The organism is Thiorhodococcus fuscus (genome assembly GCF_042682685.1).
Classification (GTDB): Bacteria; Pseudomonadota; Gammaproteobacteria; order Chromatiales; family Chromatiaceae; genus Imhoffiella; species Imhoffiella fuscus.
On sequence record NZ_JBHUHX010000007.1, the window covers coordinates 107,656 to 122,199 of the forward strand.

12 protein-coding genes are annotated in these 14,544 nt (G+C 62.6%); 5 read left to right on the top strand and 7 right to left on the bottom strand.

The features are described 5' to 3' along the window. Positions 1-135 precede the first annotated feature (135 nt). Positions 136-1,539 carry a sodium:proton antiporter NhaD gene (gene nhaD, locus ACFSJC_RS03640; RefSeq protein ID WP_386023364.1) on the bottom strand — a complete coding sequence of 468 codons (1,404 nt, stop codon included), beginning with the start codon at positions 1,537-1,539 and terminating at the stop codon, positions 136-138. Between the two features lie 619 nt (positions 1,540-2,158). Between nhaD and cobD the strand changes: the two genes are divergently transcribed. Both cobD and ACFSJC_RS03650 read left to right on the top strand, forming a co-directional pair. After that, positions 2,159-3,133, top strand: a complete 975-nt coding sequence (gene cobD, locus ACFSJC_RS03645) for a threonine-phosphate decarboxylase CobD (RefSeq protein ID WP_386023367.1) — start codon at positions 2,159-2,161, stop codon at positions 3,131-3,133. A gap of 503 nt (positions 3,134-3,636) precedes the next feature. After that, positions 3,637-3,951 carry a nicotinate-nucleotide--dimethylbenzimidazole phosphoribosyltransferase gene (locus ACFSJC_RS03650; RefSeq protein WP_386023821.1) on the top strand — a complete coding sequence of 105 codons (315 nt, stop codon included), beginning with the start codon at positions 3,637-3,639 and terminating at the stop codon, positions 3,949-3,951. Here ACFSJC_RS03650 and ACFSJC_RS03655 read toward each other — a convergent pair. Then, positions 3,891-4,199: a hypothetical protein gene (locus tag ACFSJC_RS03655; RefSeq protein ID WP_386023369.1), complete on the bottom strand. Its 309-nt coding sequence runs from the start codon at positions 4,197-4,199 to the stop codon at positions 3,891-3,893. The two genes, ACFSJC_RS03650 and ACFSJC_RS03655, sit on opposite strands and share 61 nt — an antisense overlap. A gap of 257 nt (positions 4,200-4,456) precedes the next feature. Continuing rightward, positions 4,457-5,716: an ATP-binding protein gene (locus ACFSJC_RS03660; RefSeq protein WP_386023372.1), complete on the bottom strand. Its 1,260-nt coding sequence runs from the start codon at positions 5,714-5,716 to the stop codon at positions 4,457-4,459. A gap of 376 nt (positions 5,717-6,092) precedes the next feature. Here ACFSJC_RS03660 and ACFSJC_RS03665 point away from each other — a divergent pair, with 376 nt between their 5' ends. After that, the gene (locus ACFSJC_RS03665) at positions 6,093-6,860 is read left to right on the top strand and encodes a retropepsin-like aspartic protease family protein (protein ID WP_386023375.1); all 768 of its coding nucleotides are present in this window, start codon (positions 6,093-6,095) and stop codon (positions 6,858-6,860) included. A gap of 24 nt (positions 6,861-6,884) precedes the next feature. Here the strand turns inward: ACFSJC_RS03665 and ACFSJC_RS03670 are convergent, their stop codons facing one another. The 4 genes from ACFSJC_RS03670 to ileS form a co-directional block, all read right to left on the bottom strand. Continuing rightward, entirely contained in the window at positions 6,885-7,172 is a 288-nt protein-coding gene (locus tag ACFSJC_RS03670) for a hypothetical protein (protein WP_386023378.1), read from the bottom strand. A 354-nt stretch (positions 7,173-7,526) separates the two neighbouring features. Further along, the gene (rimK, locus tag ACFSJC_RS03675) at positions 7,527-8,432 is read right to left on the bottom strand and encodes a 30S ribosomal protein S6--L-glutamate ligase (protein WP_386023381.1); all 906 of its coding nucleotides are present in this window, start codon (positions 8,430-8,432) and stop codon (positions 7,527-7,529) included. Positions 8,433-8,689: 257 nt separating this feature from the next. Continuing rightward, positions 8,690-9,199, bottom strand: coding sequence for a signal peptidase II (lspA, locus tag ACFSJC_RS03680; RefSeq protein WP_386023384.1), 510 nt, complete (start codon positions 9,197-9,199; stop codon positions 8,690-8,692). A 318-nt stretch (positions 9,200-9,517) separates the two neighbouring features. After that, positions 9,518-12,346 (bottom strand): isoleucine--tRNA ligase, encoded by a 2,829-nt coding sequence (gene ileS / locus ACFSJC_RS03685; RefSeq protein ID WP_386023387.1) that lies wholly within the window; start codon positions 12,344-12,346, stop codon positions 9,518-9,520. Positions 12,347-12,658: 312 nt separating this feature from the next. Here ileS and ACFSJC_RS03690 point away from each other — a divergent pair, with 312 nt between their 5' ends. Together ACFSJC_RS03690 and ACFSJC_RS03695 are read left to right on the top strand one after the other, a co-directional pair. Continuing rightward, positions 12,659-13,861 (top strand): HD-GYP domain-containing protein, encoded by a 1,203-nt coding sequence (locus ACFSJC_RS03690; RefSeq protein WP_386023390.1) that lies wholly within the window; start codon positions 12,659-12,661, stop codon positions 13,859-13,861. A gap of 85 nt (positions 13,862-13,946) precedes the next feature. Beyond that, a complete protein-coding gene (locus ACFSJC_RS03695; RefSeq protein ID WP_386023393.1) occupies positions 13,947-14,483 on the top strand; it encodes a DUF4124 domain-containing protein in 537 nt (178 codons plus the stop codon). Positions 14,484-14,544 lie beyond the last annotated feature (61 nt).

Consider the following 14,544-nt stretch of genomic DNA (forward strand, 5'->3'; position numbering starts at 1 on the left):
TCAGCACTCGGCAATGCCGAGTCTTGGTATCCGGCGAGCCAGCGCCGGTCGCCACACAGCCCCAGGTTAGGAGCAGCGTGATGGCCAGCGCTGCGAGGGAAGGGTGTCTTCCCTCGCGTGGGCGGTCGGTCGCCGTCAATTGATCCAGAGGTGGACCGCGATGCTCGCCAGATAGCCCAGGGCGATCGCCGGGGTCCAGCTGAGATGGGCGAAGAAGGTGTAGGTTCCTCGCGCCTGGCCCATGAGTGCCACGCCGGCTGCCGAGCCGATGGAGAGCAAGGAGCCGCCGACACCCGCAGTGAGGGTGACCAGGAGCCATTGGGTCTCGTTCATGTCTGGATTCATGGTCAGGACCGCGAACATGACCGGGATGTTGTCGACGATGGCCGAGAGCACGCCGACGGTGACGTTTGCGAGGGTCGGCCCCCATTGCTCGTACATGACCTCGGAGGCCATGGAGAGATAGCCGAGCTGGCCGAGACCGCCGACGCAGAGCACCACGCCGTAGAAGAACAGCAAGGTATCCCATTCGGCGCGGGCGACCTTGTTGAAGACGTCGAAGGGGGTCATATCGCCGACCAGGGTCGCCTTGTCCTGGTTGCGCAGATGCCAGCTGTCGTGGGTTTCGCGCAGGTAGTAGCCGAAGAACTGCAGGTATCCCAGGCCGGTCAGCATACCGATGACGGGCGGCAGGTGCAGGAAGTTGTGGAAGCACACTGCGGTGGTGATGGTCGCCAGGAACAGCAGGATGATGCGGCGCGCGCCACGGCGCATGTGCACGTCTTCGTCGGCTGCGTCCGGCTTGAGGTTGGGGACCGCCAGAAACATGATGGTTGCGGGGACGACGAAGTTGACGATCGAGGGGACCAGCAGCTTGAAGAAGCCGAAGAAGTCGACGATGCCCTTCTGCCAGACCATCAGCGTGGTGATGTCGCCAAAGGGACTGAAAGCGCCGCCGGCGTTGGCTGCGACCACGATGTTGATGCAGGCGAGGGTGACGAAGCGCTTATTGTCGCCGCCGACGGCCATGACCACGGCGCACATGAGCAGAGCGGTGGTGAGATTGTCGGCGATCGGCGAGATGCAGAAGGCGAGGATACCGGTCATCCAGAACAGCGAGCGGAACCCGAACCCCTTGCGGATGAGCCAGGCGCGCAGCGCATCGAAGACGAGACGCTCCTCCAGGGCGTTGATGTAGGTCATGGCGACCAGTAGGAAGAGCATCAGCTCGGCATATTCGAGCAGATTGTGCCGGACCGCCTCGCCGGCCAGATGCGGCTCGCCATGCAGCGCATAGACGTAGGCGATGAGGCACCAGATGACGCCCGCCGCGATGATGACCGGTTTGGACTTGCGCAGATGCAGGAATTCCTCGGCCATGACCAGCGCATAGGCCAGGCCGAAGATGATGAGTGCGGTGTAGCCGACCCAATGGGCCGTCAGATTGAGGTCGAGATGCTCGGTCGTTCCGGATGCGAAGACCCCAAAAGGGGCGAGCAACGCCAGTAGTCCGATGAAAAGGGTTCGTGCGGAGGGCATGTGGTTTCCTCTAGATAGGATCTCGATCCGGACCCGAAATGCAAGGGGTGCCGCAAATACATCATGGCCAGTCGAGCCTCGTCGTTGCCGGGTGGCCCGCGCCAAAGGCGATTAGTGGTCGGTCGTCAACGAATCGGGTTCTGCGCTGGCGAGAAATGACATTTGCAACAAGACCTCTTCTGCTGGGAAAGTCTCGAATCCGTGTCTGATGATAAGGCAGCGGAGGAAGATACCTGCTGAGCGCAGTGTCGCCAAGTCGTGAAGATCGAATCCTCGTCGAGGTTCACGTCATTTCATGAGAAATTGCATCCAAATTGCACCCAATGCGATATGGTCCGGTTCCTTGGTGACGATTGATTCATTTGTTTCTTGGTTCGGGGAGTGATGAGAAGGGTACACGTTAAGTTTTTGCGGCGCCCGATGATCTGGTCCCATTTCCAGCGCCGGCTGGTCCACCGCACTTGCGGTGATGGCTCGCGAATGGCAGATTGACTGGCTTCATCCGAGAATCTCGTTGGCTCGGATTTCCGTTGCCCGATCCCGTTGCAGGGGGGGCGTTTCTATTCGCGTTGGAGATCTTCCTCTGATCGATCTGGCACCACCCGAGCATGGCGGGCGTTTGCGCCAAGCCGTCGAGCGTTATTGCATTCCAGTCGCCGATTGGCTCGACCTCTCCACCGGCATCAATCCCGTGCCTTGGCCTGTGCCGCCGCTTGCGGCGGCCTGCTGGGGACGCCTTCCCGAGGACGAGGACGATTTGGAGTCGGCCGCAGCCGACTACTATGGCGCCTCGAACCCCTTGCCGCTGGCCGGCTCGCAGGCGGCCATTCAGGCCCTGCCCATGCTGCGCGATCCGGGGCGGGCCGGGATCCCGCGTATCGGCTATCGCGAGCATGCCCATGCCTGGCGCCGTGCCGGGCACACAGTGGTCGAGCTCGACGATGCCGAGATCGAAGAGCGTTTGATCGATGGGGCCGGGGAGCTGGATGTGCTGGTCGTCATCAATCCCAACAACCCGAGCGGTCGGCGCTGGCCGGTCGAGCGATTGCTCGATTGGCATGCGCGTCTCGCCGAGCGCGGTGGCTGGCTGGTGGTCGACGAGGCATTTATGGACACGACTCCCGAGTCGAGCCTGCTGCCTTATGCCGGCCGAGAGGGACTGGTGGTGCTGCGCTCGCTTGGCAAATTCTTTGGGTTGGCCGGTGCGCGGGTCGGCTTTCTCTTCGCCGACCTCGGTTTGCGCGAGCGTGTGAGACGGCTGCTCGGGCCCTGGACCCTGGCGGGTCCGGCGCGCGAGGTCGCGCGTCTGGCCTTGTCGGATCGAGCCTGGCAGGAGACGGAGCGCCGGTCTCTGCATCGGCGCGCAGCGCGTCTCGTCGATCTGCTCGATGGACATGGCCTGCCGCCCGCCGGTGGTACGGCGCTCTTTCAGTGGGTCAGAACCCATGAGGCCGAGCGGATTCAGGACGTCTTGGCGCGACAGGCCATTTTGGTGCGTCGTTTCGATGCCCCGAACAGTCTGCGTTTCGGTCTGCCGGGCGATGAATCGGGCTGGGCGCGTCTGGACGCCGCTTTGACGCGTGCGTGTCGATGACTGCTGTCAGTGCGCGCGTCGAGTCATTGCATGAGGCATCACTTCTCTGGCGAAGCGCTGTGCGGGAATCCGATGTGCGGAGGCCCGACTGGTTGAGCGTTCCGGCTGCGCCGAGGTGCGTCGGGCCGTTTGGCGATTCGCCGGCTCCACTGCGGTTTGTGGTGTTCGCCGATGGACAGGATCCGAGGGTCGTCCAGGATCGTATCGATAGGGTCTGGAGTCCGAGGCTGCGTGTCTTCGCGGGATCCATGCGTCAAGCGATCGAGTGCCCCGAGACCGAGGTGTGCGATCTGGGGGCGGCGGAGGGATTCGGAGCCGGATCCTTCGGCGATGTCTCGGGCGGCCGGGCATCGATCGAACCGGGTCCGCTGAGCAAGCATGTCCTCGATGTCGCATTGAGTCGAGGTCGCCATGCCGTGGAGCGTGCCAAATTGGCGGGCTGTGGGTTGTTCGTCGGGGTGGCGTGCGAGTGGGAAGCGGGGGGCATGAGGGCGCGTTCCCATATGGGCGACAGCGACCCTTATCGGCGTCTCGCCCGCTGCGGCTGCCGCGAATTCGCCGCGCTTGTTGGGGCGGCCATCGCCGCCGGTCAGATTGGGATTCCCATGCTGTGTCTCGGGCGGGGCGGGGATGCGGCCTTCTCTCTGATCCGGCGGCTTCACCCTGGCGTTTTGACGTGGCTTGCGCCGAGCCACTTGGCCGATATGCCCCGCCCTGAGGCGCGCGGGCGGCAGGGGGCTGATTCGTCTGTTCGAACTCAGCTGAGCCCCGCCTCGGAAGGCTCGTGCTTGATCGGCGCGAGATCCTGTTCGATCTGATCGTCGCTTGCTTGTCGTTCGTGTTTCAATCGGTGGCGGAGTAGATTGAATTCCCACATCCGTTCGGCGAGGGTGCGGCGAAGATCGGCACGCTCAAGTTCGGTACTCAGGAGTTTGCGCCCGAGCCATTCGATCCGAATCCCGACGACGTCGAGTTTGGTTCGGGTGACGCTGATCGCTTCTTCCAACCGCCGTAACCGGTGATCGTCCAAGCTCACGATTCGGCAGCGATTGTGGTGTGTTTCCATGTTTCAGAGACTCCTTTTCATCCGGTTTGGTCGAGAAGGAGCGAGCCGAATTGGCCTTCGGACCGCGCTTCGGATCGTTCCTCCGTCAGCAGGTCGATCGCGTTCGGTGAATGTGCCCGATTACGTTTTTCATTTTCGTATGTCTTTATTTCTCAAGCGCCTTTCAGAAAAGGTTGCCCGATTCGACGTGGAGTCGCAACCGTAATCTTGCTGGTTATGCTAATCCGCTTGTCGGTTGGATGAATCCGGGATAACACTTAATCGCAGGGGTCGGAGCCGACATCGGCGACGAACGGGCCTTCGAGGATCTTGCGCTTGCCTTCGAGGATGAATCCGATGGCGCGCTCGAAATCAGCGAGTGTCACGATTCTGGATTCGCAGGGACGCATCGAGGCATAGGATGCGGCGAGCAGGACGGCGTTCAGGATGTCGCCGCCCGCTGCGCCCTTCGAGTAGCGAGCGAGAGTCTCGAAGTCCACGTCCTTGGCGAGCGGGAGTTCGGCCGGGATGTGGCTGCGCCAGATGCGTGCGCGCTGCTCGGTCGCGGGGAGCTTGAATTCGACATGGGCGAGCATCCGGCGCAGGAATGCGGTGTCGTAGTTGCTCACCAGATTGGAGGCAAAGATGACCGCGCCCTCGAAGTTGTCGAGTTCGATCAAGGTGGTGCTGCGGGCGACGTTGATGCTGTTGTCGGCCGACTGGGAGACGTCGACGAGACGCTTTCCGAGTATGGAGTCGGCCTCGTCGAAAAAGAGCAGGGCATCCGTCTCGCGCGCCTTGGCGAAGGCCGCCTTGATGTTCTTGGGGGTCTCGCCGACGTATTTGGACTCCAATTCGGCATAGCTGATCTTGAGGATCCGCTTGTCCAGCAGGTCGGCGACGGCGTCGGCAGCCAGGGTCTTGCCCGTGCCGGGCGGTCCGTAGAAGTTGAGTGCGACCCGGCGCCCGGTTCGGGCGACCGAGGCGAGGTTCCAGGTCTCGTAGAGCAGATCGCGCGAGAGCAGCACGTTGGTGGCCTCGCGGATTTGCTGCAGGGTTTCCGGGTCGAGGATCAGCTGGTCGAGCCTGTGGCGCGGTGCTACCGGGTCGATTCCTGTCAGACGTTGCGGGTCTTGCTCCGGGGCGGCGGGTGCGGCGGGCGGCGCGGCGACATCTTCCTGGATCGCGTCCTCGAAGGGGCGCTTGAAACCGCCTCCGGGGACCAGGTCGATGATGGTCTTGGTCGGGTTGAAGTCGACCCGGATCTTGGGCTTGGAAAGCAGCCCCGGGAATGTGCTCTTGTCCAGCAGCCGGACCAGCTGCTTCAGAAAGGCCATGGAGGCTGCGGGTTCGACCTCGACCGAGGTGTGCTGGCCAGTCTCCAGACACTGCGGGCAATAGAGCAGCGGGGTGTTCACCACCTCGATCAGATAATGATAGGGATTCGGCTTGGTGCCATGGTTGGACAGGACCAGCTCGCAGCCATGGGTGGGGCAGGTCGGTTGTTTGCGTAGCAGTGGGATGATGGATGTCGGCATGGGGTCGAGTCAGTTCGTGCTGAAGTCCAAGTTTGGCATCAGTCGGGAAATGATGAGGGGCAGCATGCTTACGATGCCGCCCGCGCACATGAAACCGGACAGGCTTGGACGGTATGCGGAAGGCGTGGAGCCGGTGTGTTCCTGTGTTGGTGGGGCTTATCCTTTACGGGGTACCTGTCGCAGGATGGTGGCGGTCGCGCCGGAATTCGGTGCCGAATGTGCCAATTGTCCATAATGCGTAAAGGCATTTCGACTGTTCTTGCCCTTTTTCGTCCTATCGTATGCGGTGGCGCGAAGGTGGTTGTGCGGGGCTTTCGACCCATGGCCACGTTTCCTCGAAATCCGCTTTCATATCCGTTTTCGGAGTCTGGACACGATGAAATCCATGGTCCACTGGTATTGGGTGACGTCCCTCCTGCTGTTCGGGGGGATGGTCTATGCGCAGGGTGCTCCGTCCCGCTCGGGACAGGTCGAGGTGGCGGTCGAACTCGAGCATTTGATGTCCGAGCACGGGTTCAAGGTGCGCGGAATCGAGCAGACTCAGGGCGCACTCGGTCATATCGCTGGGGACGAACTGCGGGCGCGGCTCGATACGCTTCTGGAGGCGTTCGATCACATCATTGTCCAGGCGCCGGGCGGCGGTGTCGAGCGGGTGATCATCTTGGGCGAAAAGTCGGCCTACGTTCCGCCCCCTATGGTCACCAGCGTGGATGGGGCCTCGGAGACGGATGACGGCGGTGCGTCCAAGGGCGACGAGATCGTGCTTGGAACCACGCGCAAGGGGTCATCCCATGCAGTGACTCTGACGCTCGAAGGGGTTGGCGGCCAGAAGGCCGAGGAGTCGTTGCTGATCGACACCGGAGCGGACCAGGTGGTGCTGCCGGTCTCGCTGATGTCGACGCTCGGTATGAGCCCGAGTTCCACGCGGAGCCAGTCGGTCCAGACCGCGAACGGTTCGGTCGAGGCGTACGTCGGCAAGCTTTCGGCCATCTGGTTGGGCGAGACACGTATCTCGGATGTCGAGGTCGCCTTCATCGACGACCAGCGTCTTGGCGGCAATTCGCTGCTCGGTATGAGCGTGCTCGGGCGCTTTCGCATGACCATCGACGACGAGAAGAATCAACTCACGCTGGCGTCCAAGTGAAACCGAAACCGCCGGATCGCGTCTTCATCGCCCCTGTTTGAGCTGGTGTATCTGCTCACGCAGCTCACGCAGCTCGCTCTGGATCTGTTCCATGCTGCTGGCGTGCAGCTCCTCGTGCTTGGCCTGATTGAGGGCGATCTGACGGTTGAATTTGCGTTGCTCGTTCAGATCGCTTTCGACACGGCCCAGGCTGGTGGTGATCTGTTCCAGATGCGCGTTACCCGACTCCAGACGTTCGTCGAGCCCCAGGCGCAGTTTGTTGAGGTTCTCGCGAAGCTCCCTCAGTAGAACCAGTACGAAGCCGTTGGCCATGGTGTGCTCCAGGGGAGTGGGCGGATCAGAGGGACATGGACGTCGAGGTCTGACATGGTCGTTGCGATCGGGTCCGGTTAGATACCAACTGCCGTTCGTGCTGCTGCGCACCGCGCCAGCCCAAGTTCGTCTGAAGGGCGGAACGGATTGATAATTATATCAAGAGTGCTGCTCTTATTGCCGCCTGTGCCGAGCGGCGACGAGTGTAGCGCGCTGCTCCAATGCGCCGGGTCGGTCGCTATGGTGTCATGAAATTTCGACCCGACGCCAGGCATCGAGAGGATCCAGGGAGTGGTGGAGACGGATCTATCGCCGTGTGCTGCGGGGGCTCCGGTCAGGTAATCGTTGCGCCTATCATCCCTGACCTCTGGTGCGCGTCTTGCCGAGTGCCGCGTTTTTTTCGATCAGGTCGATCATGAGGCCAGCAACATCCTTGCTGGTCGTCGACTCGATACCCTCCAGGCCTGGTGATGAGTTGACTTCCATGACGACCGGTCCGTGGTTTGAACGCAGGATGTCGACACCCGCCACGTTGAGTCCCATGATTTTGGCCGCGCGGGTCGCGGTGGAGCGCTCTTCCGGTGTGATGCGAATCAGCGAGGCGCTTCCGCCCCGATGCAGGTTGGAGCGGAATTCCCCTTCCTTGGCCTGGCGCTTCATGGCGGCCACTACCTTGTCACCGATCACCAGGCAGCGGATGTCCGCGCCCTGGGCCTCGCGGATGTATTCCTGGACCAGGATGTTGACCTTGAGGCCCATGAATGCCTCGATCACGCTTTCGGCCGCCTGTTGCGTCTCCGCCAAGACCACGCCGATGCCCTGAGTGCCTTCCAGCAGCTTGATGACCAGGGGGGCGCCGCCGACCATTTTGATCAGGTCCTGGACGTCATCCGGGGCATGCGCGAAACCGGTGATGGGCAGACCGATGCCCTTGCGTGCCAGCAGTTGCAGCGAGCGCAGCTTATCCCGCGCGCGGGTAATGGCGACCGATTCGTTGAGCGGATAGACCCCCATCATCTCGAACTGTCTCAGCACGGCTGTGCCGTAGAAGGTTACGGAGGCGCCGATTCGCGGGATGACGGCATCGAAGTCCTTGAGATCCTCGCCCTTGTAGTGGATCGAGGGCGCGTGCGAGGTGATATTCATGTAACAGCGCAGGACGTCGAGGACCTTGGTCTCGTGTCCGCGGGCCTGTGCTGCCTCGACCAGACGACGGGTCGAATAGAGCGACGGATTGCGCGAAAGGATGGCGATCTTCATACATGCCTCTGCCGCCGAGCCGGCGCCCGGCCCGCGCGATCGGTCGCGTCGATGACCTCTGGGGCGTCAGGGTGCGGTTGTGTGGAAAGTGCTTCGGAAAAGGTGATGAAAAGAAAAGGCGAGGCGGCGATCGGGCCGAGTCCTTTCTGATCTCGACGGCGCCGGCCTTTGTTGGAGGCGCATCATACCCAAATCCTAGACCGCCTTGTGGTTTGGTCGAGTCTTTTCCAGTCGTGGTTCGGGCCGGTCGAGGCGAACTATGGTGTCGCGTCGCGGGACGCGCGGCCCTGGCGCAGATCTTCGACCAGGAAGATCCAGAAGAGCGCGGCGACCCCGAGCGTGATGGCGCTGTCGGCGACATTGAAGGCCGGCCAGGGATTGAAGATGGCGAGCGGGATGACCGGGATGTAGACCTGGATGAAGTCGATGACATGTCCGAGCAGAACGCGGTCGATCAGATTGCCGAGCGCACCGCCGATCAAGAGTGCCAGCCCCGCCGCCTGGACCTTCTCATGCGGCTTGAGCCGCAGCAGCCAGCCCACCAGAACCAGGCTCACCACCAGCGCCAGCCCCGAGAACAGCCAGCGCTGCCAGCCGCCGGCTGTCGAGAGAAAACTGAACGCCGCACCCTCGTTGAACATCAGGGTGAGATTGATGTGCGGTAGCACCTCGACCGGTTCGAACGGCTTCATCAGGGCCAGTATCGACCACTTGGTCGCCTGATCGAGGGCCAGTACGAAGAGCGAAAGCCAAAGCCAGTGTTTCAAGAGTCGGGTTCCTCTTTTGAACCCTCGATCAGGCGTCGAGGATGCGCGACTGGAAGACGGGGGAATGAGGGCAGACAGCGTTTGCCCGGTTGCTCGGCAGTATACCTAAAGTGCCAAGTTTGCCGAGAGATCCCGGCGGCTTGGACATTGGTGGGGCGGTGTGACCTTCTCGCTGGCCGGTTGGCGCCGCCCCGGATTCGCTATCGCTCCATCCGGTTGCAGACCCGCCGTGTGCGTGAATCCGAATCGACGCCCGGCACGGGATGTGCCGGGCGTTCTGAGGTCTAGCGGTCATGCTCCCGTTGGGAGCGGCAGAGTCTAAGCGAAACGTCTGACCTCGCCGTCTCCGGCGACGTTCTCGGCGCAGCGTCCGCAGAGCTCGGGATGCTCGGGGTTGGTGCCGACGTTGGCGCGGTGGTGCCAGCAGCGCACGCATTTGACGTGGGCCGAGGGCGTGACCAGGACGGCGAGTCCGTCGAGATCCGTGTCGGACGCCGTTTCTGGGCGTTCGGCAATCGGATGGACTCTCACCTCAGAGGCGATCAGGGCAAAGCGCAGCTCGTCGTCGAGCCCCTCCAGTTGTCTTAAGCGGTCGTCCGAGGCGTAGATATCCAGCTCGGCATCCAGCGAGGAGCCGATCTGTCCGGCCTTGCGGGCGCCTTCCAGAGCTGGGCCGATGGCGACGCGTGCGGCGATGATGGCGTCCCAGAAATTGCGGTCCATCGGGGTGCCTTCGTCCAAGGTGAAGAGCCCGTCGTACCAGGTCTCGGTGAAGACGGTCTCGGCGCGCTCACCCGGAATGGCCTGCCAGATCTCGTCTGAGGTGAAGCTGAGGATGGGCGCCAGCCAGCGGCTCATGGCCTCGATGATGTGGTACATGGCGGTCTGACAGGAACGTCGCGCCAGGCTGTCCGCTGGGGTGGTGTACTGGCGGTCCTTGATGACATCGAGATAGAAGCCGCCCATGTCGACCACGCAGAACTGCTGCACCTTCTGATAGATGAGATGGAACTGATAGTCCTGGTAGGCGGCGATCACCTCCTGTTGCAGGCGCCAGGCGCGGTCGACCGCCCAGCGGTCGAGCGCGACCATCTCGGCGGGCGGCACCAGATTGCTGGCCGGATCGAAGCCGTTGAGGTTGGCGAGCAGGAAGCGCGCGGTGTTGCGGATGCGGCGGTAGGCGTCGGCGGTGCGCTTGAGGATCTCGTCGCTGACGCTGATCTCGCCACGATAGTCGGTGGCGGCGACCCAGAGTCGGATGATGTCGGCGCCGAGCGTCTTCATCACGTCCTGCGGGCTGACGGTGTTGCCCTTGGACTTGGACATCTTTTCGCCCTTCGCGTCCACGGTGAAACCGTGGGTCAGCGCCTGGCGATAGGGCGCATGGCCGTGCATGGCGACCGAGGTCATGAGCGAGGACTGGAACCAGCCGCGATGCTGGTCGGATCCTTCCAGATAGAGATCGGCCGGCGCGCTCAGATCCTCTCGATGCTCCAGCACGCAGGCATGGGTGACGCCCGAGTCGAACCAGACGTCGAGCGTGTCGTGTACCTTGTCGTAATGCGCGCCCTCGTCGCCGAGCAGATCCGCCGGTTCCAGCGAGAACCAGGCCTCGATGCCGTGCGTCTCGATCCGCTTGGCGACCTCTTCGATCAGCTCTTGGGTGCGGGGATGGAGCTCGGCGGTTTCCTTGTGGACGAACAGGGTGATGGGCACCCCCCAGGTGCGCTGGCGCGAGATGCACCAGTCGGGACGTCCCTGCACCATGGATTCGATGCGATTGCGGCCCCACTCGGGCATCCAGTCGACCTTTTCGATCTCGCGTAGTGCACCCTCCCGCAGCCCCTGCTTGTCCATACTGATGAACCACTGGGGCGTGGCGCGGAAGATGATGGGGGTCTTATGGCGCCAGCAGTGCGGATAGCTGTGGGTGAAGCGGGTCTCCAGCATCAGCGCGCCCTTGGACTTGAGGATCTCGACCACGTGCTCGTTGGCTTGGAAGACGTTCTCGCCCTCGAAGAGCGGCGTTCCGGGAAGGAAGCGGCCGTTGCCGCCGACCGGGTTGTCGACCGGCAGGCCGTAGCGCTGACCGACGATGTAGTCCTCCAGGCCGTGCCCGGGCGCGGTGTGCACGGCACCGGTGCCGGCATCGAGCGTGACGTGCTCGCCGACGATGACCGGTACCTCGCGGTCGTAGAAGGGATGTCTGAGTTTGATTCCCTCGAAATCGATGCCGCGACCGTAGCCGACCACCCGATAGTGCTCGATGCCCCACCGATCCATGGTGTCCTTGAGCAGGCCCTCGGCGACGATGAGCCGCTCCTTGCCCGTCTCGGAGTCGGCCTCGACGATGACGTAGTCCAGTTCGGCGTTGAGCGCGACCGCCTGGTTGGCGGGCAGGGTCCAAGGTGTGGTGGTCCAGATGACGACCGAGACCGGACCTTCGCCGCAGCCGTTCGGGGTTCCGTGACAGCGTTCGGCGAGCAGGGTGGGGTCGATCACGGGGAAGCGCACGTCGATGGCGAGCGACTGCTTGTCGGCGTATTCGACCTCGGCTTCGGCCAGCGCCGACCCGCAGTCGATGCACCAGTGCACCGGCTTCTCGCCCTTCTGGAGATGGCCGTTGGCGATGATACGCCCCAGCGAACGGACGATGTCGGCCTCGAAGCCGAAGTCCATGGTCAGGTAGGGGCGCTCCCAGTCGGCGAAGACGCCGAGTCGCTTGAAGTCCGCGCGTTGGCCGTCGACCTGTTTGGCCGCATACTCGCGGCAGGCGACCCGGAATTCGGCTGCCGAGATTTTCTGGCCGGGCTTCCCCTTTTTCTTCTCGACCTGCAGCTCGATCGGCAGACCGTGACAATCCCAGCCGGGGACATAGGGCGCGTTCATCCCGTCGAGGGTGCGCGCCTTGACGATGATGTCCTTGAGCACCTTGTTGACCGCGTGACCGATATGGATATTGCCGTTGGCGTAGGGAGGGCCGTCGTGCAGGATGAAGGTGGGCGCGCCGGCGCGGGCCTCGCGGATACGTCCGTAGAGGTCCAGGGATTCCCAGTGCTTGAGCATTTCGGGCTCGCGCTGGGCCAGATTGGCCTTCATCGCGAAGCTGGTATTGGGTAGATTCAGGGTGTTCTTATAATCGGTCACTTCTTTCGGTCTCGGGTGCGTCGATAAGGCTAGAAAATTCCTAATGATGCAAGCTACAAGCCGTTCGGTTGAGAATCAAGCGCACCAATCCCGGGCACGTCTGTGCTGGGCGCCTTTTCAGGTGGCTCGGAGAACGGCTCCATTTGCTGGATTTCGATTCTATACCCTATGCTTGCGGTTCTCTGCCGAGGATCGGCGGTGCCGCTCAGGGTCCGGAAGGTCGCGTTTGGTGTGGTCCATGATGTGAGCAATACAACTGTCGAAACGAGTCAGCTGAGGATCGGTCTCTTCGTGCATCTCGATTTGCCGTGGATGAACCACCCGTTCTTGACCGGCAGCTTCAAGATCCGCACCCAGAAACAGCTCGACGCCCTGCGTCAGCTCGGTATCGCCTCGATCCGCATCGACCCCAACCGCAGCGACCCACCGCCCGAGGGCGGGGAGGCGCCCGTGGTGGAGGAGGAGCCCCTGACCGATGAGGTGAAGGAGCATCTCTCGCAGGCGTTGTGGGAGGAGAAGCGGCGGCGCATCGATGTTCTCAAACAGCGCCGATCCCGTCTCAACCAGTGCTCGAAGCGTTATAGTCAGTCGGTCAGCTCGGCCAAGACCCTGATGAATCATCTCCGATCCTCGCCGATGCAGGCGGTCGAGGAGGCCCAGGAACTCGTGGTCCAGATGGTCGACGATCTTACCGCCGATTCCGAGGCCACGGTGCAACTGGTCAATCTCAAGCACCAGGACGAGAACAGCTATTTCCACGCGGTCAACGTGGCTGCGCTGGCCCTGGTGATCGGCCAGCAGCTCACCCTGGAAAAGTCCCAGTTGCGCCTGCTCGGCATGGGGGCGCTCTTTCACGATCTGGGCCATCAGAAGATTCCGCCGAAGATCCTGCTCAAGAAGGAGGCCTTTAACAAGGCCGAGCGCCAGTTCTATGAGCAGCATCCGCGTTATGGCGCCGAGATTGCACGCGCGATCTCGGGTCTGCCCAAGGCGGTGATCGAGGTCATCTCCAGACACCATGAACATCTGGATGGCAGCGGCTTTCCCGAGGGTCTGTCCGGGGGCGATATCGGGATGCTGACACGTATCATCGCGGTCGTGAATCGATACGACAATCTCTGCAACGGATTCGGTGCCGAGCGCGGGCTTTCGCCCCACCAGGCGGTTTCGCGCATGTATTCGCAAGAGCGCAAATGGTACGACGCCAAGGTGCTGACCACCTTCATCACCAATCTGGGCGTTTATCCACCCGGGACGGTGGTCAAGCTCGCCGACGACCGCGTCGCTCTGGTGGTCACCATCAATCCGGCCGATCTGCTCAAGCCCAACGTGCTGCTCTACTCGCCCGAGATCCCTCAGGATGAGGCGCTGATCTTGGATCTGGCGGAGGAGGAGGTCGACATCAGTAAGAGTCTGCACCGATCCGACCTGACCGAGGATCAAATCGAATATCTCAATCTTTCCGACAAACTGAGCTACTACTTCAAGCCGCCATCGGGTCGTCGGTCTGGCTGAGGGGGCGGCTGGACGTCTTATCGATGTCCTCCTGGTCGACAGGCTCAGGCGACTTGGCGGATCGGAACAGGAGTGGAGGTCGAGTATGTCGGCGTTTTGGACCATCGGTTTGGCGCTTATGCTTCTGGCGTCTGCGGGCGTGGGCGCTGGCGAAGCCTTGTATCGCTGGACGGACGATCAGGGGCAGGTGCATTTCAGCGATCGCGTTCCCGACAGGGAGGCGCGTTCGGTCCAGACGCTGCCGATGCCGGAGACCGGGACCTTCGTCGCGCCCGGCGACGATCGCTATTCGGTGATGAACCAGAGCCGGCGGATGCGGGCGGAGCGTCAGGCGCGTGAAACGGCGAGACGCCGGGCCTATTTGGCCGAGTTGGAAGAGCGTCAGCGCCTTGCCGAGATCGCTGCCGCCGAGGCGCGGGCCAGGCAGCTCGACGCGGAGGCCCAGCGGGCACGCGACCCGGTCTATGTCCTTCCATGGGGGTGGTCCGGGCGCCATCCACATCATCGCAGACCGCCACCGCCTGTGCCGCAGCTGAGCCCGCAATCGCCTCCCAGTCAGATGTCGCTGCGGCGACCTGGCCGCTCGCTCAAGCCGGTCGCGCCTGCGGAGGAACGCCGTTGACGGGGTGTGGCGCTGACGGGTATAGAATGCCGCCCGACATTGCCATCCGCGACCTGCCTGG